This window comes from Dietzia lutea (genome assembly GCF_003096075.1).
In the GTDB taxonomy this organism is placed as follows: Bacteria; Actinomycetota; Actinomycetes; order Mycobacteriales; family Mycobacteriaceae; genus Dietzia; species Dietzia lutea.
Genome location: NZ_CP015449.1, coordinates 1789183 through 1807678, shown reverse-complemented (window position 1 = coordinate 1807678; position 18496 = coordinate 1789183). Strand labels below are relative to the sequence as shown.

Below are 18496 nucleotides of genomic sequence, written 5' to 3'. Positions count from 1 at the left end.
CCCGGCTCAGCGAACCGACGCCGAGGTGTAGATGACGCGATCGTGGTTGGCCAACGCGTCCGCGTACACACCATCAGTGTCCATGCGGCGCAACTCCTCCGCCAGACAGTCGGCCACGCTCCGTCCCACGAGAGCGACCCGCGTGGGGGCCTGTCCGGTGACGCGCAGCTCGGCGGAGGTCGCGCTGACCTGCTCGATGACGATGGACCCGGAGGCCCGCTCCAGCACGACCATCCTCGGCCCGACCGCGCGCAGGACGTCGATCCCGAGACGGGACGCGAGCCACCCACCGGCGAGGTCGACCGACGCCGCACGCTCCGGCCCGCACACGGTGGCGCCGGTGATCGGCTCGTACGGGGGCCGGTCGAGGGTCGCGGCCAGCAGCGAACGCCAGTGGGTGATGCGCGCCCACGCCAGATCCGTGTCACCCGGGGAGTACCCGGCCGCACGCTTGGCGAGGGCGTCCGTCGGATGCCCCTCGGCGTCCGAGTCGACGATGCGGCGCCGGGCGAGCCGCCCCACGCGGTCTTCGGACAGCAGCGTCGGGGAGTGGCGGGGCCACCACACCGCGAGCGGGGTGTCGGGCAGCAGCAGCGGCGTCACGAGGGACGCCGACTGCGACGCCATCGCGCCGGACGTGCGCAACACGACCACCTCGGCCGCACCGGCGTCGCCACCGACGCGGATCTGGCCGTCCAGCCGATCGGCGTCGGCGCGCCGCCCGCGGATGACCACGATGACGCGGCACGGATGCTCCCGGCTGGCCTCGTTGGCCGCGTCGATCGCCGACTCGCTGCCACGGACGTGGTCGGTGATGACGATGAGCGTGAGGACGCGGCCGATCGTGCTCAGGCCCGCCTCCTCGCGGATCTGCACGAGCTTCTTGGCGATCGCGCGGGTCGAGGTGTCGGGTAGGTCGATGATCACGGTCGCCTCCATGCGCGGCCGCTGCGGGCCAGGATCTCGTCGGCGCCCCGGGGCCCCCAGGTGCCCGCCTGGTACTGCTCCGGCTGGCCCTCGGACTCCCAGTCGCGCAGGACGGGATCGAGAAGTTGCCAGCTCAGCTCCACCTCACGCGAGACGGGGAAGAGGGACGGCTCACCCAGCAGCACGTCGAGGATGAGCCGCTCGTACGCCTCGGGGGAGGATTCGGTGAACGCCTCGCCGTAGGCGAAGTCCATGTTGACGTCCCGGACCTCCATCGCGGTACCTGGCACCTTCGAGCCGAACCGCAGGGTGACCCCCTCGTCCGGCTGGACGCGGATCACCAGGGCGTTCTGCCCCAGCTCCTGCGTCATCGTGGCGTCGAACGGCAGGTGCGGGGCGCGCCGGAAGACGACCGCGATCTCGGTGACGCGGCGCCCCAGGCGCTTACCGGTCCGCAGGTAGAACGGGACGCCCGCCCACCGCCGGTTGTGGACCTCGAGGGTGATGGCCGCGTAGGTCTCGGTGGTCGAGGACGGGTCGTAGCCCTCCTCGTCCTTCAATCCCACGACCTGCTCGGAGCCCTGCCATCCGCCGGCGTACTGACCGCGGGCGGCGGTCTCGGAGATCGGCAACGCCAGCGAGGTGGACTCGAGGACCTTGGTCTTCTCCGCCCGCAGCGCCGCGGCGGAGAAATCGGTCGGCTCCTCCATCGCCACCAGCGCCATCAACTGGATGAGGTGGTTCTGGATGACATCGCGCGCGGCACCGATGCCGTCGTAGTACCCGGCCCGTCCGCCGAGACCGATGTCCTCGGCCATCGTGATCTGGACGTGGTCGACGTGGTTGGCGTTCCACACCGGCTCGAAGAGCTGGTTGGCGAAGCGCAGCGCCAGGATGTTCTGGACCGTCTCCTTGCCGAGGTAGTGGTCGATACGGAACACCGAGTCCTCGGGGAACACCGCGCCCACTACCGCGTTGAGCTCGCGAGCACTGGCCAGGTCATGACCGAAGGGCTTCTCGATGACCACCCGGCGCCAGGATCCCTCGGGACCCCGCGTGCACCCGGTGCGGTCGAGGTGCCGGCACACGGTCGGGAAGTCGTCCGGGGGGATCGACAGGTAGAACGCGTAGTTGCCGGCCGTGCCCCGCTCCGCCTCGAGCGCGACCAGCTGGTCCGCCAGTCGGTCGAAGCCCTCGTCGTCGTCGAAGGTTCCGGTCACGAACCTCAGCCCCGCGGCGAGCTGCTCCCACACGTCCTCACGGAACGGGGTCCGGCACCGCTCGCGGGCCTGTTCGCGGGCGAACGCCGCGAACTCCTCGTGCGCCCACCTGCGGCGACCGAACCCGATGAGGGAGAACCCGGGCGGGAGCAGACCCCGGTTGGCGAGGTCGTAGATCGCCGGGATGAGCTTCTTCTTGGACAGGTCTCCGGTGACGCCGAAGATCACGAGGCCGGACGGGCCCGCGATCCGCGGCAGCCGCCGGTCACGGGGGTCCCGGAGCGGGTTGACCCATCCCTCGGGGGCCCCGGTCGAGGTGTCGGCGCCGGACGTGTCCAGACGGTCGAGATCGGTCACGAATCCGACGGGATCTCGTCGATCCGCGCCCTCACCGTGTCCAGCAGGTCGTCCCAGGCGGTCACGAACTTCTCCACGCCCTGACGCTCGAGCAGCGCGAAGACCTCGTCCAGGTCGATGCCCTCGGCACGCAGCGCGTCGAGGGTGGCACGGGAGGCCTCGGCGGTGCCCCGCACCGTGTCGCCCTCGACCACGCCGTGGTCGGCGAACGCCTGCATCGTGGCGAAGGGCATCGTGTTGACGGTCCCGTGCGTCACCAGGCCGGTCACGTACAGCGTGTCGGGGTACGCCGGGTCCTTGACGCCCGTGGAGGCCCAGAGCAGTCGCTGCGGCCGGGCGCCGCGGTCCGCCAGCTCGCCGAAGCGGCCGGCCGGGTCGAAGACCTCCTCGTAGACCTCCTGGCACAAGCGGGCGTTGGCGAGCCCGGCCCGGCCGCGCAGCTCCGACGACTCCGGTAGGCGCGAGTCGATCTCGGTGTCCAGACGGGAGACGAACACCGACGCCACGGAGTGGATCGACGAGAGGTCGTGCCCGGCGGCCACGGCCTGCTCGAGGCCGGTGAGGTACGCCTCCGCGACCTCGCGGTACTGGTCCGCCGAGAAGATCAGGGTGACGTTGACGTCGATGCCCTTGCCGATGACGTCGGTGATCGCCGGCAGTCCCGCCGAGGTGGCGGGGATCTTGATCATGACGTTGGGCCGGTCGACCGCAGCGGACAGCTCGACCGCCTGCTGGACGGTCTCCGCCGTGTCGTGTGCCAGCCCCGGGTCCACCTCGAGCGAGACGCGGCCGTCCACGCCGTCGGTCGCCCGATAGGTCGGCGCCAGCAGGTCACAGGCGTCCCGGACGTCCGCGGTGGTGAGCGTCCGGATCACGGAGGCGAGATCGCGGTCGGCACGGACCGCCTCGGTGAGCGCGCCCTCGTACGCCGACGAGTCCGCGAGCGCCGACTGGAAGATCGCCGGGTTGGTGGTCACCCCCACGATCGAGTACTCCGCCATCCGCTTCTCGAGCTCACCGGAGGCGAGGAGCTGACGGGACAGGTCGTCGAGCCACACGGAGACTCCGGCGGCACTGAGAGCGGCGAGATTGGCGTTGGTCATCATGCCTCCCCGGCAACGGCCGCGAGCGACTCGCGGGCGGCGGAGACCACCGCGTCGGCGGTGATCCCGAATTCGGTGAACAGGGTCTCGTAGTGCGCGGAGGCGCCGAAGTGCTCGAGCGAGACGGCCCGGCCGGTGTCTCCGAGGAACCGATACCACGGCATGGCGATGCCGGCCTCGACCGAGACCCGGGCGCGCACGGCACGGGGGAGGACCGACTCGCGGTACTCGGCGTCCTGCTGGTCGAAGAACTCGACGCAGGGCATGGAGACCACCCGCGTGGGCACACCCTCGGCCTCGAGGGTCTCCCTCGCTGCCATGGCCAGCTGGACCTCGGATCCGGTGCCGATGAGGATCACCTCCGGGGTGCCCGTCGACGCCTCGGCGAGGACGTAACCGCCCCGCTCGACGCCCTCGCGGGCGAGCTGCGCGGTGCCCTCGAGCACGGGCACGTTCTGCCGGGTCAGGCACAGCCCCTTGGGTCCGTCGAGCGCTTCCAGCATCGCCCGCCAGGCAGCGGCGGTCTCGTTGGCGTCGGCCGGACGGAGGATCGCCAGTCCCGGGATGGCCCGCAGCGCCGCGAGCTGCTCGACCGGCTGGTGGGTCGGGCCGTCCTCGCCCAGTCCGATCGAGTCGTGGGTCCACACGTAGTAGGCGTTGCTGCCCTGGAGCGCGGCCAGCCGGACGGCCGGACGCATGTACTCGCTGAAGATGAGGAACGTTCCGCCGTACGGGCGGGTGGGGCCGTGCAGTGCGATGCCGTTGAGGATCGCGCCCATCGCGTGCTCGCGGACACCGAAGTGCAGGTTCCGCCCGTAGGGGGAGGCGGTCCACGTGTCGGTGGTGATCGTCGTGGGGCCGAACGAGTCCGCGCCCTTGATGGGAGTGTTGTTGGAGCCGGCGAGGTCGGCGGAACCGCCCCACAGCTCCGGAAGCGTGGCCGCGAGGGCCTGGATGGCCTCGGCGGAGGCCTTACGGGTGGCGACTCCCTTGGGATCGGCCTCCCAGGTGGGCAGGTGCGCGTCCCACCCCTCGGGGAGCTGGCCCGAGTACAGACGATCGAACAGCGCCTTGCGCTCCGGGTTCGCTTCCGCCCAGGCGTGGAACATGTCGCTCCACTGAGCGTGGACTCGGGCTCCGCGGTCGCGGGCCGCACGGGTGTGGGCGATCACCTCGTCCTCGACGGTGAACGGCTCGGTGCCGGCCATGCCGAGCGCCTCCTTGACGGCGTCGACCTCGTCCTGGCCGAGCGCGGCACCGTGCGCGGCGCCCGTGTTCATCGCGTTGGGCGCCGGGTAGGCGATGATCGTGCGCAGGACGATGATCGAGGGCTTATCCGTGACGGCGCGGGCGTCGGCGATGGCCTCCTCGATGGCGGCCACGTCCTCGCCGCCGTTCACCGTCTGGACGTGCCACCCGTAAGCCTCGTAGCGGGCCGCGACGTCCTCGTTGAACGCGATCTTGGTGTCGTCCTCGATCGAGATCTCGTTGTCGTCATAGATGGCGATGAGGTTGCCGAGTTGCTGCGTGCCCGCGAGTGAGGCGGCCTCGGCCGTCACACCCTCCTGGACGTCACCGTCGGAGGCGATCACGTAGATGAAGTGATCGAAAGGGCTCTTGCCCGCGGGGGTGTCCGGGTCGAACAGCCCGCGCTCGTAGCGCGCCGCCATCGCCATACCGACCGCGGAGGCCAGGCCCTGACCCAGCGGACCGGTGGTGATCTCCACCCCGTCGGTGTGCCGCCACTCGGGGTGGCCAGGGGTCTTGGAGCCCCAGGTACGCAGGGCCTTGAGATCGTCGAGCTCGAGGCCGAACCCGGCGAGGTACAGCTGGATGTACTGGGTGAGCGAGGTGTGCCCGCAGGACAGGATGAAACGGTCCCGTCCCACCCACGTCGGATCGGACGGGTCGTGCCGCATGATGCGCTGGTAGAGCGTGTACGCCAGCGGGGCGAGGCTCATCGCGGTGCCCGGGTGACCACTGCCGCACTTCTGCACGGCCTCGGCGGCGAGGACGCGCGCGGTGTCCACTGCGCGGGTGTCCAGTTCGGTCCAGTCGGATGGGTGGCGGGCGGTGGTGAGCTCGGTGATCTCCGACGCGCTGGTCACTTGTGGTTCTCCCGGGTCTGAGGGTGCGGCGCGGATCCGCGCGTATGTCGTGAACCACCTTAGTGGTCGTGGCCACGGCGGGGCGTACCGTCCCCGCCCCCGCTCTTTCGCGGACCGCGCAGGGGGGACGTAGTATCGGCTCAGTAGTGCGTTGACGTCTGCTGCGAGGAGTTCCGGTGCACGATTCCACCCCGACCCGGAGTGGGGGGCCAGCAGTCTCCCCTCCAGAGTCCACGGGGCGGCCGGCTCCGGCGAGCGGGCGAGCCCGCGTTGTCGACGTCGTGATGGCGTACATCGCCCTCACCAAGCCGCGCGTCATCGAGCTGCTCCTCGTCGCCGCGATCCCCGCCCTGCTGCAAGCGGATCGCGGGAACATCCACCTCTCCCTGGTCCTGCTCACCCTCGTCGGTGGCTGGATGGGCGCGGCGAGCGCGAACTCGCTCAACATGGTCGTCGACTACGACATCGACCAGGTGATGAAGCGCACCGAGCGCCGCCCGCTCGCGCGCCACGCGATCAGCCCGCGGGCCGCGCTGATCTTCGGCCTGGCGCTCGGCGTGGCCAGCATCCTCTGGCTGGGGCTCCTGGCAAACAGCTGGCTCGCGGCCTTCTTCATCCTCATCACGATCCTGTTCTACGTGATCGTGTACTCGATGATCCTCAAGCGCCGGACCGCTCAGAACGTCGTCTGGGGTGGGGCCGCGGGCTGCATGCCGGTCTTCGTCTCGTGGGCGGTCATCACCGACAACCTGCCGGACGGTCAGCCCCATAACTGGTGGCAGGCGGTCGTGCTGTTCCTCATCATCTTCTTCTGGACGCCACCGCATACGTGGGCCCTCGCCATGCGTTACAAGGAGGACTACAAGGCCGCCGGCGTGCCGATGCTGCCCGTGGTCATGGGCCCCGAGGGCGTGACCCGCCGCATCACCATCTACACGTGGGTCACCGTGCTGTGCACGTTCGCGCTCATCCCCGCGGCGGGCTGGGTCTACGCGGCCGGCGCGATCGGCTTCGGCGTGTGGTTCATCGTCATGGCGCACCGCCTCGAGGCGGGCGTGCGCCGCGGCGTCGAGGTCAAGCCGCTCAAGCTGTTCATCCTGTCGAACAACTACCTCGCCGGGGTTTTCGTGGCCCTGTCCATCGACGCGGTGCTCGGACTGCAGACCGTGGCGGAACTCCTGCCGCTGGTGTGACCGGGCCCGGCGAGTCCCGCTCAGCGCTCGGGGTCGAGCGTCACCGAACCGGTCGTCCGCCGCCCCTGCAGCGCCCGGTGCGCTTCCGCGGCCTCCGACAGGCCGAAGGTCGCCCCCACCGACAGCCGCAGCGTGCCGTCGACGACCCCCTCGAGTACCTCTCCGGCCCGGCCGCGGAACTCCTCCGTCGTCGCGATGTAATCGGCGAGGGTCGGGCGGGTGAGGAACACCGAACCGGCCGCGTTGAGTCGCTGCGGATCCACCGGCGGGACCGGACCGCTGGCCGCGCCGAACAGCACGAGCGTGCCACGCCGCGCGAGGGCCGCCAGACTGTCATCGAACGTGTCCCGGCCCACGCCGTCGAAGACGGCGGCGACGCCACCCTCGGCCAGCTCGCGCACCCTCTCCGGTGTGGCCTCCGGATAGAGCAGCACGTGGTGCGCCCCGAGTTCGCGGCAGAGGTCTGCCTTCTCCTCTGTGGAGGTCGTCGTGATCACCCGGAACCCGTGGGCCACCGCCAACTGGATGAGGAGCTGTCCGACGCCGCCCGCGCCGGCGGTGATCAGCACGTGCTCGCCGGCCGAGGCACGGTGGGTGTCGGTGATCAGGTAGTGCGCGGTGAGCCCCTGCAGCAACATCGAGGCCGCCACGTCGTCGTCGATCCCCTCCGGTACGGTGACCACCGACTCCGCGGGGGCGACGACGTACTGGGCGTAGGAACCGGGGACCTGGCACCAGGCCACCCGGTCGCCGGCGACCAGGTCGGGCGTGCCCTCGCCGACCGCCTCGATCACCCCCGAGCCCTCACTACCCGGGATGAACGGCAACTCCCGCTCGTAGACGCCCTCTCGGAAGTAGGTGTCGATGTAGTTGACGCCGACGGCGCGGGTACGGACGAGCACCTCGCCCGGGCCGGGCGACGGCACGTCGACCTCCACCGGTGTGAGCACCTCGGGTCCGCCGTGTCGGGAGATCTGAATGGCACGCATGGCGCCCAGTATCCGGGAGGGCGCGGCCCGCCGCAGCCGGAGCGCCGTCACCGGTTCGGGGCAACGCGGGAGTGCCGCCTGATCCGCGGCGGGGGAGGCGATAGGCTACGCCCCATGAGCCTGCAGATCCTTTCCCAGTACGCCGGGGGGCCGCGAGTCCGGGCGACCGGCCGGTCCGAGATCACCACGACGGGATCCGATACGGCGTCCGAACCCATCGCGTCGTCGACGACCGCTGAGGAGACGACGGCGGCTTCCGCGGCCGCGCAGACCGAGCCGTCCGGGGCCGGCGCGGACGAGCAGGCCGCCACCGCCCGGGAAGCCCCGGAGGCCGAGGAGCCGGCCGCCGAGGCCGGGACGCCGGACGAGCGGACCCCGGCTACCGCCCCAGCCGCAGGCGGCGCGGGCGGCGGAATCTCGCTCGGCCGTCGCGCCCCGCGCGCCCCGGGTGGCGGTGCGTCGACCCTGCACGGCTCGCGGATCACGGAGGTCGGTGGCGGCTCCGCCCCGGCGCCCTCAGCGTCCGAGCCCGCTCCAGCCGAGTCGGCACCGGCGGCGTCGGCCCCCACGCCCCCCGAGGCGGACGCTGCTCCATCGGCGCCCGACGCCGCGCCTCAGGGCGACGCCGCGCCTCAGGGCGACGCCGCGCCCGAGGCGGAGGACGCGGCACCGGCCTCGCCGAAGCCGACGACCGGCGCTCCCGCGTCCGGTGGCGGCCTCACGCTCGGCGGCGGCTCCAAGGCCAAGGCCCCCGGCGGCGGTTCGGCCGCCACGCTCGTGCTCGGGGGCGGCGCCGGCGCCGCCGCCGCGGCGGGAGCCGCCGGCGCCCAGGAGAAGGCCACCGCGGCTCCGGAGGCGGAGTCCGCCCCGGCCCCGGCGTCCGCGCCGGCCGAGGCGAAGGACGAGAACGCCTCGTCCGACGCGCCCGTCGCAGAGGAGAAGGCCGCCGACACCGCTGCGCCGACCGAGAAGAAGTCCGGCGGTCTCACCCTGGGCGGCGGCGCGTCCGGCGCCAAGGCGCCGGGCGGCGGCACGTCCGGCGGTCTGACCCTCGGCGGCGGGTCCAAGGCGAAGGCTCCCGGCGGCGGCAAGTCCGGTGGCCTCACGCTCGGTGGCGGTGCGGCCGCCGCGAAGCAGACCGCGGAGCCCGCCTCCGACACCGCGAAGACCGACGCACCGTCGGCCGCCGATCGCCCGGCGGACGCCCCCGCCGCGTCGCAGCCAGCTGCGGTGCCCCCGGCGGACGAACCCGCCGCGAAGCAGGACGCGCCCGCAGCAGCATCGGACAAGCCCGCCGACAAGGCCGAGAAGGCCCCGGCCGAGAAGATCGAGGCCGCGCCGGTTCCCGCGGGCCCGACGCCTCCGGCAAAGGCCGCGAAGTTCGTGGAGAAGTTCCTCGCCCGCCACGGCGGGTCGGCTGACGTCGTCCTCCAGCCGGTCGGTCGCAGCGGCGTCCGTATCACCCTCGTGGGCGCCGACGGCGTCCTCGGGGACACGATGGTGGACTCGCTGTCCGAGGCCGAGGCGGTCCGCGACGGGATCCCCGGCCTCACCGGGTCGGACTGGACCCGCGAGCTCGTATCGCGCACCGATGTCCCGGCCGGGCACTGGAAGCGCATGGCGGGATCGGGCGCCCTGGTCTGACCACCTCGGCGCCGGACCCGCTCCCGGGTCCGGCGCCCGGAACGCGGGAATCCGCTACTCCACCCACGGATTCGCTACTCGCACAGGGGTAGCGGATCCGGGATCGGAGTAGCGGATTCCCGCTTCCGAGGGGTTTCGAGGGGTTTCAGGACGCTGGCGCGCGCGCCGACCGACGCCCACTCTCGGTCAGCGTGCGGCGGCCGCCGGGATCCGGTCGCGGATGACCCCTGCGGCCCACAGAGCACCGGTCACGGCGGTGATCGCGCCGGCCAGGGTCACGTGCGCCACCACGAGGATCTCCGGGACGCCGAGCTGGTACTGGGTGATGCCGACGACCGCCTGCGCGGCGATGAGCCCGATGAGGATTGCACACCTCCGGATCGCCGGGCCCTCGGTACGCAGCGCGATGAGCCCGGCGAGCAGGCCGATGAGCAGGCAGACGTAGCCGACCATGAGCTCGGCGTGGAAGTGTACGAGCCACTGGATGGGCAGCTGCAGGCGATCGGCGGCCTCGATCCGGGCGTCCCCGGCGTGGGGTCCGGCGCCGGTCACCATGGTGCCGGTGGTGAGGACGCCGGCGAGGAGCACCGCGGACAGCACCGTGAGCCAGGCGAGCGGCCGGGGCACCACGCGCTTCGGCGGGGCGGTGTCGTCCTCGCCGATGCGCACGAACAGGACGGCGGCGAGCCACGCGAGGATCATCGACGGCAGCAGGTGGAGCGCGACGGTCCACCACACGAGGCCGGCGAGCACGGTGATGCCGCCGATGACGGCCTGGGCCAGGATACCCGCGGGCATCGCCCAGGCGAGCGCCTTGAGGCCGCGGCGCCGATCGGCGCGGTACACGGCGAGCAGCAGGGCCGCGGCGACCGCCACCAGGACGAACGTGAGGAGCCGGTTGCCGAACTCGATCGCCTGGTGGATGGCGGGCCCGGCGCCGGGGACGGGGACGAAGCTGTCCTGGTTGCAGCGCGGCCAGGTCTCGCACCCGAGTCCGGAGGCGGTCACGCGGACGGTCACGCCGGTGGTCATGATGCCGATCTGGGCGATCACGTTGGCCAGGGCGATGCCCTTCTGGGCCCGCAGGGACGGCATCGGCAGCCGGGAGAGCGGCCCGCCGGATCCCTTCGACGCGGGCGCGGCCGGGGCTCCGGAGGTCGGGGCGTGCGATGTCGAGGTCACGGCCCCGATTCTAGGCCGCGCGGCGCCGGCCTCTGCTATCAGGTGAACGAGAAGTGACGCACGGCAAAGCCGCCACAGACGGCGGTCCACAGGGCCAGGGACAGCGCGGCCAGTGCGGGGACGCCGCCGCCGGTCGCGGTGACCAGTGCGGTGGTCAACGCGTAGGAGGGGACGACGACGAGGAGGTCGTGAACCGCGGCGGGGAGATCGACCACCCCGATCGCGAGTCCGGCCCCGCCGATGAGGACGAACCAGATGAGGTTGGCCAACGCGAGGACGATCTCCGCGCGCAGGGTGCCCCCGAGGAGCAGCCCCATCGAGGAGAACGCCACCGAGCCGAGAGCGACCGCCACGGCACCGAGCGCGAGCCCGGGAAGGTCGGGACGCCATCCGAGTACGGCCGCGATGGCTCCGAGGATGACGGCCTGCCCGGCCACCAGCACCAGCGTGGCGAGCATCTTGCCCGCGATGATGACGGCCGGCGGCAGTGGGGTGCCCCCGAGGCGTTTGAGGGCGCCGTAGCGCCGGTCGAAGCCGACGGCGATCGCCTGCCCGGTGAACGCGGTCCCCATGACGGAGATGGTGAGCACCGCGGTGATCGCGTGGTCGATCCGCGGCTCGGGCACGGCGCCGAACTCGACGGCGGTGAGGGCGAACAGGATCGCGACCGGGATGACGAGCGCGACCAGCAGTTGCTCGCCGTTGCGCAGGAACAGCGCCAGTTCCATGCGGGTCTGTGCCGCGGTCATCCGGGCGACTGCCGCCGGGGCGGACGGCCGGGCGAAGGTGCCGGGGGGGAAGCGGTTTCCGTCTTCGGGGGCGTGGGTCATCGCAGTTCCCGTCCGGTCAGGTCGAGGAAGACCTCCTCGAGGCTCCTGGTGCGGGTGGCCAGGGAGGTGAGCTGCACGCCGGCCCGCTCGAGCGCGGCGCACATCGCTGTCATGAGGGCGGGGGAGACGGGGCCGTGGACCTCCAGGACGCCGGCCGCCGTCCCCGCGGCGACGGTGTGCTCGTCGCCGAGGACGTCCGCGAGCAGGGACGGGGACACCTCGCCGTCGACGACGAGGGTGACCCCCTCGGCGGTGCCGGCACGTTCGAGCTCCGCCGGGCTACCCGAGGCGACGCGCCGTCCGTGGTCGACGATCACCACCTCGTCGGCGAGCGACGCGGCCTCGTCCATGAGGTGGGTGGTGAGCAGGACGGCCGCGCCGTCGCGACGCAGCGCGTGGACGAGGTCCCACACGGCCCGCCGTGACTGGGCGTCGAGGCCGGCGGTGGGTTCGTCGAGGAACACCAGCTCCGGCCGTCCGATCACCGCGATCGCCAGCGACAGTCGCTGCTGTTGTCCGCCGGACAGGCGGCGGTAGGGGGTCCTCACGTGGTCGCTGAGGCCGAGCTCGCCCAGGAGCCAGTCCGGGTCGAGGGGGTCGGCGTAGTAGGAGGCCACCAGGTGGAGCATCTCGCCGACCCGCACGGCCGGGTAGGCGCCGCCGCCCTGCAGCATCATGCCGATGCGGCTGCGTACCCGCTGGCGGTCGGTCAGCGGGTCGAGGCCGAGGACGCGGACCGTTCCGGCATCGGGGCGCACGAAGCCCTCGCAGATCTCGACCGTGGTGGTCTTGCCGGCGCCGTTCGGTCCGAGCAGCGCCATGACCTGACCGCGGTCGAGCCGCAGGTCCAGACCCGCGACCGCGGTGGTGGCGCCGAACCTCTTGACGAGTCCCTCGACGTGCAGTGCGGGGGAGTCCGTCGATGAGGTCACGGGTGCCGATTGTAGGCCCGCCCGGCTAGCGGTACCGCAACAGCCCCGGCCACCGGAAGAGGGCGATCAGCAGCGCCGCGACGATCACCACCGTCGCCGCCCACGCCTGGACGGTGACGAACGGCGGCAGCCCCGCGCCGGGCGGCAGGGTGAAGCAGGCGAGGACGGCGCTGACCGCGACCACGGGGACGCGGAACTCCCACCGCGACGCCCACGCCGCGAGGGGGACGAGCGCCCACAGGATGTACCAGGGATGGACCACGGGGAAGCACAGCACGATCGCCGCCATCGAGACCCCGAGCCCGCCCACCGGATCGATCCGGCCGGCCTGGACCGCGAACAGCATGCGGACGGTGAATGCGCCGGCGATCACCAGGGCCGCGGTCTGGACCATCACGAGGATCTGCGCGGTGTGGTCGCCCAGCCCGAGGTACTGACCGATCCCGCCGACCAGCACGCCGAGGGCGGTCGGTGGGGAGAGCCAGCTCCGCAGCGACGTGGCGGCCCCGAGCTTGGTGACCCAGCCGAGGCCCGACCAAGTGGCGGCCATGGCCACACCGGTGGTGACGCCGGAGATCAGGACCATCACTGCCGCCGCCCGCACCGTGGCCCGCCAGTCGCCACCCCATCGGCGGGCGAGCGCCATGCCGACGAAGCCGAGGGCGACGATGGTCGGCAGCTTGACCAGGGCCGACCCGGTGATCAGGACGGTGCCCAGGACGAAGAGCGGGATCGCGCCGCGCCCGGGGCCCGTGTGGTCGACGGCCCGCAGGGCCAGCACCAGGCCGACGGCCAGGAGCCCCATCATCAGGGACTCGGAGTGGATCCCGGAGACCAGGTGGAAGAGCACGAGCGGGTTGGCGACCGCCAACCACAGCGCCGCCACGTCCGACACACCGCAGTACTCGGCCAGTCGCGGCACCGCCCAGCCCAGCATGAGGATCCCGATCACGGCCACGACGCGGTGCAGGACGGTCCCCGTCACCACGTCGTCGCCGGTGAGCGCGTGGACGGCCTTCTGCACGCCCAGGAAGAGCGGGCCGTACTGGTTGGGCGTGTCGCGCCAGATGTCGGGGACGTTGATCGTGAGCGCGTGGCCGGTCCCGAGCGCCGAGACCGGACCGCGCTCGTAGGGATCGTCCAGTGCGTTCCCGATGGCGCCCTGGGCGAGATAGCTGTAGACGTCCTTGCTGAACATCGGGGGGGCGAGGGCCAGCGGGAGCGCCCACGACGCGATCACCCTGTCGAGCGTCGCCCGGTCGATGCGCCCGCTCAGCCGGCCGCGGCGATCGCGCCCCAGCACGTAGGGGGCCAGGAGCAGCCAGCAGAGCGTCACCACGACCATCCCGGCCATGACCACCGTCATCGACGACTGCTGGAGGCGGAGCCAGAGCCCGAACAGGCGCTCACCGGCGATCGGGTTCTGCAGCACCGGCAGCGCGCCCGCGCCGAGGGCTCCGACCGCCATCGCGACGGACGCCGTGGTGCCGATACGCCGGATGCGCCACAGTCGCGCCATCTCCGCGGACGGCGGGGAGCCGGTGGACCGCTCGCGCGCGTGGAGCCGCGAGGTGACCGAGCCCGCGCCGCGTGTCGGGACGTCGCGTTCCATCGTCTCGTCCCTCCTCCACGGGGAGCTGTCGGGCATGTCGGCACCCCGTGGGGCGCGCCCGGGGGTGGGGGAATAATTCCGAAACGAAAGTGTTGCGTAATATCAGGAGGTGCGCCCCGCCCGGGCGCACAGAGCATATCCGGAAGGGAGTGGCGCATGAGCGTGCAGCACGCGATGGACAGCGGCACGCGCCCCGACACCCGCTCGACGATCCGGGAACTCCTGCTGGAACGCGGAGCGCTGACCGCGGCCGAGATCGGACAGGAACTGGGGCTCACCGCCGCAGGCGTCCGACGCCACCTGGACCACCTGGTCGAGGCCGGCGAGGTCGAGGCCGCGCGCACCCGTCCGGCGGGGACCCGCGGTCGCCCGGCCAGGGCGTTCCAGGTGACGGCCACGGGCCGGAGCACCGCACGGCACGGGTACGATCACCTGGCGGTCGAGGCCATGACGGCACTGCGGCGCATCGGCGGCGCGGAGGCGGTCTCGGAGTTCGCCCGCGAGCGGGTGCGCTCGGTCATCGGACACGTCCGACCGGCCGAGGGGGCCCATGACGTCGAGCGCGCCGCGACCGACATCGCCGTGGCCCTGTCGAAGGCGGGTTACGCGTCCTCCGTGGAGGACGCCGGGACGGGGCTGCAGATCTGTCAGCACCACTGCCCGGTGTGGAACGTCGCCTCCCGGTTCCCCGAACTCTGCGAGGCCGAGCAGGAGGTGGTGTCCGAGATAGTGGGCACCCACGTCCAGCGTCTCGCGACCATCGCGGGCGGTAACTGCGCCTGCACCACGAACATCCCGACCGGGACCGTGACCGCGGAAGATCTCGCGGCCACGATCCCCGCACCGGCCGGCGCATCCGCGTCGGCACCGACCGCCGAAAGGACAGTGCGATGACCATCACCCCCGATCAGGTGACGGCCGACGTCACCGAGCCGACCACCGATGAGGAGCGGATCGCCTCCATCGGCCAGTACAACTACGGCTGGCACGACTCGGACGATGCCGGTGCCGCCGCGCAGCGAGGCCTGTCCGAGGCGGTCGTGCGTGACATCTCCGCCAAGAAGAACGAGTCCGAGTGGATGCTCGACAAGCGACTCAAGGCTCTGAAGATCTTCGACAAGAAGCCGATGCCCAAGTGGGGCTCGGACCTGTCCGGGATCGACTTCGACAACATCAAGTACTTCGTGCGCTCCACGGAGAAGCAGGCCACCAGCTGGGAGGACCTGCCCGAGGACATCAAGAACACCTACGACAAGCTCGGCATCCCCGAGGCCGAGAAGCAGCGGCTCGTGGCCGGCGTGGCCGCGCAGTACGAGTCCGAGGTGGTCTACCACCAGATCCGCGAGGACCTGGAGAGCCAGGGTGTCATCTTCATGGACACCGACACCGCGCTCAAGGAGCACCCGGAGATCTTCGAGGAGTACTTCGGCTCGGTCATCCCCTCCGGGGACAACAAGTTCTCCGCCCTGAACACGGCGGTCTGGTCCGGCGGCTCGTTCATCTACGTCCCCAAGGGCGTCCACGTGGACATCCCGCTGCAGGCCTACTTCCGCATCAACACGGAGAACATGGGCCAGTTCGAGCGGACGCTGATCATCGTCGACGAGGACGCCTACGTCCACTACGTCGAGGGCTGCACGGCGCCGATCTACAAGTCGGACTCCCTCCACTCCGCGGTGGTCGAGATCATCGTCAAGAAGGGCGGCCGCTGCCGCTACACGACCATTCAGAACTGGTCGAACAACGTGTACAACCTCGTGACCAAGCGCGCCCGCGCCGAAGAGGGCGCGACCATGGAATGGATCGACGGTAACATCGGCTCCAAGGTCACCATGAAGTACCCGGCCGTGTGGCTGACCGGCGAGCACGCCAAGGGCGAGGTGCTCTCGGTGGCGTTCGCCGGCGAGGGCCAGCACCAGGACACCGGCTCCAAGATGCTGCACCTGGCGCCCAACACCTCGTCGAACATCGTCTCCAAGTCGGTGGCGCGTGGTGGCGGACGCTCGGCGTACCGCGGGCTGATCCAGATCAACCCCGGCGCCAAGGGCTCCAAGTCCAACGTCGAGTGCGACGCCCTGCTGGTGGACAACATCAGCCGGTCCGACACCTACCCCTACATCGACATCCGCGAGGACGACGTCACGCTGGGGCACGAGGCCACGGTCTCCAAGGTGAGCCAGGACCAGCTCTTCTACCTCATGAGCCGCGGCCTGGCCGAGGAGGAGGCGATGGCCATGATCGTGCGTGGCTTCGTCGAGCCGATCGCCAAGGAGCTCCCCATGGAGTACGCGCTCGAGCTCAACCGCCTGATCGAACTCCAGATGGAAGGATCGGTGGGCTGACCCCATGACCGACACGACCACCCCCGAGACCGGGTCCGCCCCGGCCCCCCTCACGGACCGCTACGGCGTCCCCGTCGACGCGACGAAGGGTGACCAGTTCACCTCGTACGACGTGGCCGCGTTCGAGGTCCCCAGCCACAAGGACGAGATCTGGCGGTTCACCCCGCTGCGTCGTCTGCGCGGTCTCCACGACGGCTCCAACGTGACCGCGACCGGTCGCCTGACGGCGTCCGTCGGCGAGCGCGAGGGCCTCACCGTCGAGACCGTCGCGATGGACGACAAGCGCGTCGGCGAGGCCGGGGCCCCCCGCGACCGTGTGGCCGCGCAGGCGTTCAGCTCGGCCACCGCGGCCTCGGTCATCACCGTGGCCAAGGAGGTCGTGCTCGACGAGCCCGTGTACGTCACCGTCGACGGGCCGGGCGCGGGCGAGCTGGCCTACGGCCACACCCAGGTCCGCCTCGAGCCGTTCGCCAACGCGACCTTCGTCGTGGACCAGCGCGGTGGCGGCACGATCGCCGAGAACGTCGAGTTCATCGTGGGCGACTCCGCCCACCTCGAGGTCGTCCTCATCCAGGACTGGGACGACGACGCCCTGCACCTGGCCGGACATCACCTGCAGGTCGGCCGCGACGCGACGCTGACCTACACCACGGTGACGTTCGGTGGCGAGGTCGTGCGCGTCTCCCCGTTCGCGCGGTTTACCGCGCCCGGCGGCACGGTGACGCTCAACGGCCTGTACTACGCCGACGACGGCCAGCACCTCGAGCACCGCCTGCTGGTCGACCACTCGGTGCCCAACTGCACCTCGCGCATCCTGTACAAGGGCGCGCTACAGGGCGACGCCTCGTCGGACCTCCCGGACGCGCACACCGTCTGGATCGGCGACGTCCTCATCCGGGCGGCGGCGCTGGGCACCGACACGTACGAGATGAACCGCAACCTCGTGCTCACCGACGGCGCCCGCGCCGACTCGGTGCCGAACCTCGAGATCGAGACCGGCGAGATCGCCGGCGCCGGCCACGCCAGCGCCGTCGGCCGGTTCGACGAGGAGCACCTGTTCTACCTCATGTCGCGGGGCCTCCCCGAGGACGTCGCCCGGCGCCTCGTCGTCCGCGGGTTTTTCGGCGAGGTGATCAACCGCATCGGCGTGCCCGAGGTGCGCGAGCGGGTCACCGAGGCCGTCGAGCTGGAGCTGCAGTCCTCCGGCATCTGACCGAGCCCGCAGGCCCCCGATCATCCCCCGAAGACTTCTCACACAGATTGCGAGCACACCAATGACCACTCTCGAGATCAAGGGCCTGACGGCCCGCGTCGCCGCGACCGAGGACTCACCCGAGACCGTCGAGATCCTCAAGGGCGTCGACCTGACGATCGAGTCCGGGCAGACCCACGCCATCATGGGCCCGAACGGCTCCGGCAAGTCGACCCTGGCCTACGTCATCGCCGGCCACCCCAAGTACGAGGTCACCGGCGGCACCGTGACGCTGGACGGCGAGGACGTCCTGTCCATGGAGGTCGACGAGCGGGCCCGCGCCGGCCTGTTCCTGGCCATGCAGTACCCCACCGAGATCCCCGGCGTCTCCACCGCCAACTTCCTGCGCACCGCGGCCACGGCCGTCCGTGGCGAGGCCCCCAAGCTCCGCCACTGGGTCAAGGAGGTCAAGGAGGCGATGTCCGACCTCGACTTCGACCCCGCGTTCTCCGAGCGCAGCGTCAACGAGGGCTTCTCGGGCGGCGAGAAGAAGCGCCACGAGATCCTCCAGCTCGACCTGCTCAAGCCGAAGATCGCCGTGCTCGACGAGACCGACTCCGGCCTCGACGTGGACGCGCTGCGCGTGGTCTCCGAGGGTGTCAACCGCTACAAGGCGGAGGAGAACGGCGGCATCCTCCTCATCACGCACTACACCCGGATCCTTCGGTACATCAAGCCCGACAACGTCCATGTGTTCGTCGACGGCCGCATCGCCGCCTCCGGTGGCGCCGAGCTGGCCGACGAGCTCGAGGCGAACGGGTACGAGAAGTACCTGACGCCCGCCACCGCCTGATCGGAACAGCTG

At 71.4% G+C, this 18496-nt stretch carries 15 protein-coding genes; 6 read left to right on the top strand and 9 right to left on the bottom strand.

What is annotated here, in order from left to right; genetic code table 11:
* Positions 1–6 precede the first annotated feature (6 nt).
* From A6035_RS08205 to tkt, 4 genes are read right to left on the bottom strand one after another with little or no spacing between them, the layout of a single operon-like run.
* Positions 7–927 (bottom strand): glucose-6-phosphate dehydrogenase assembly protein OpcA, encoded by a 921-nt coding sequence (locus tag A6035_RS08205; protein WP_327513040.1) that lies wholly within the window; start codon positions 925–927, stop codon positions 7–9.
* Positions 924–2504, bottom strand: a complete 1581-nt coding sequence (gene zwf, locus A6035_RS08200; protein WP_412523650.1) for a glucose-6-phosphate dehydrogenase — start codon at positions 2502–2504, stop codon at positions 924–926. The genes A6035_RS08205 and zwf overlap by 4 nt, the downstream gene beginning before the upstream one ends.
* Positions 2501–3610 (bottom strand): transaldolase, encoded by a 1110-nt coding sequence (gene tal / locus A6035_RS08195; protein WP_108847379.1) that lies wholly within the window; start codon positions 3608–3610, stop codon positions 2501–2503. Before tal ends, zwf begins: the two co-directional genes overlap by 4 nt.
* A complete protein-coding gene (tkt, locus tag A6035_RS08190; protein WP_108847378.1) occupies positions 3607–5715 on the bottom strand; it encodes a transketolase in 2109 nt (702 codons plus the stop codon). Before tkt ends, tal begins: the two co-directional genes overlap by 4 nt.
* A gap of 284 nt (positions 5716–5999) precedes the next feature.
* Between tkt and A6035_RS08185 the strand changes: the two genes are divergently transcribed.
* On the top strand, positions 6000–6908 hold the full coding sequence (locus A6035_RS08185) for a heme o synthase (protein ID WP_108847377.1): 909 nt from the start codon (positions 6000–6002) through the stop codon (positions 6906–6908).
* A gap of 20 nt (positions 6909–6928) precedes the next feature.
* On the opposite strand, the gene A6035_RS08180 is transcribed toward A6035_RS08185, so the two are convergent.
* The gene (locus tag A6035_RS08180; RefSeq protein WP_108849154.1) at positions 6929–7897 is read right to left on the bottom strand and encodes a quinone oxidoreductase family protein; all 969 of its coding nucleotides are present in this window, start codon (positions 7895–7897) and stop codon (positions 6929–6931) included.
* A 114-nt stretch (positions 7898–8011) separates the two neighbouring features.
* On the opposite strand from A6035_RS08180, the gene A6035_RS18665 reads away from it, so the two are divergent.
* Positions 8012–9541 (top strand): hypothetical protein, encoded by a 1530-nt coding sequence (locus tag A6035_RS18665; RefSeq protein WP_244192578.1) that lies wholly within the window; start codon positions 8012–8014, stop codon positions 9539–9541.
* 186 nt (positions 9542–9727) lie between these two features.
* On the opposite strand, the gene A6035_RS08170 is transcribed toward A6035_RS18665, so the two are convergent.
* From A6035_RS08170 to mptB, 4 genes are read right to left on the bottom strand one after another with little or no spacing between them, the layout of a single operon-like run.
* Positions 9728–10723 (bottom strand): COX15/CtaA family protein, encoded by a 996-nt coding sequence (locus tag A6035_RS08170; RefSeq protein WP_200836300.1) that lies wholly within the window; start codon positions 10721–10723, stop codon positions 9728–9730.
* 38 nt (positions 10724–10761) lie between these two features.
* Entirely contained in the window at positions 10762–11553 is a 792-nt protein-coding gene (locus A6035_RS08165) for an ABC transporter permease (RefSeq protein WP_108847375.1), read from the bottom strand.
* Positions 11550–12485, bottom strand: coding sequence for an ABC transporter ATP-binding protein (locus A6035_RS08160; RefSeq protein ID WP_108847374.1), 936 nt, complete (start codon positions 12483–12485; stop codon positions 11550–11552). Before A6035_RS08160 ends, A6035_RS08165 begins: the two co-directional genes overlap by 4 nt.
* A gap of 25 nt (positions 12486–12510) precedes the next feature.
* Positions 12511–14133, bottom strand: a complete 1623-nt coding sequence (gene mptB / locus A6035_RS08155; RefSeq protein ID WP_235026554.1) for a polyprenol phosphomannose-dependent alpha 1,6 mannosyltransferase MptB — start codon at positions 14131–14133, stop codon at positions 12511–12513.
* 120 nt (positions 14134–14253) lie between these two features.
* Here mptB and A6035_RS08150 point away from each other — a divergent pair, with 120 nt between their 5' ends.
* The 4 genes from A6035_RS08150 to sufC all read left to right on the top strand — a co-directional run bounded on the left by A6035_RS08150 (position 14254) and on the right by sufC (position 18484).
* Positions 14254–14991, top strand: coding sequence for a helix-turn-helix transcriptional regulator (locus A6035_RS08150; RefSeq protein WP_108847372.1), 738 nt, complete (start codon positions 14254–14256; stop codon positions 14989–14991).
* Complete coding sequence (gene sufB, locus A6035_RS08145; RefSeq protein ID WP_108847371.1) at positions 14988–16439, top strand: Fe-S cluster assembly protein SufB; 1452 nt, start codon at positions 14988–14990, stop codon at positions 16437–16439. The genes A6035_RS08150 and sufB overlap by 4 nt, the downstream gene beginning before the upstream one ends.
* Positions 16440–16443: 4 nt before the next feature.
* The gene (sufD, locus tag A6035_RS08140; protein ID WP_108847370.1) at positions 16444–17652 is read left to right on the top strand and encodes a Fe-S cluster assembly protein SufD; all 1209 of its coding nucleotides are present in this window, start codon (positions 16444–16446) and stop codon (positions 17650–17652) included.
* A 61-nt stretch (positions 17653–17713) separates the two neighbouring features.
* Complete coding sequence (sufC, locus tag A6035_RS08135) at positions 17714–18484, top strand: Fe-S cluster assembly ATPase SufC (protein WP_108847369.1); 771 nt, start codon at positions 17714–17716, stop codon at positions 18482–18484.
* Positions 18485–18496 lie beyond the last annotated feature (12 nt).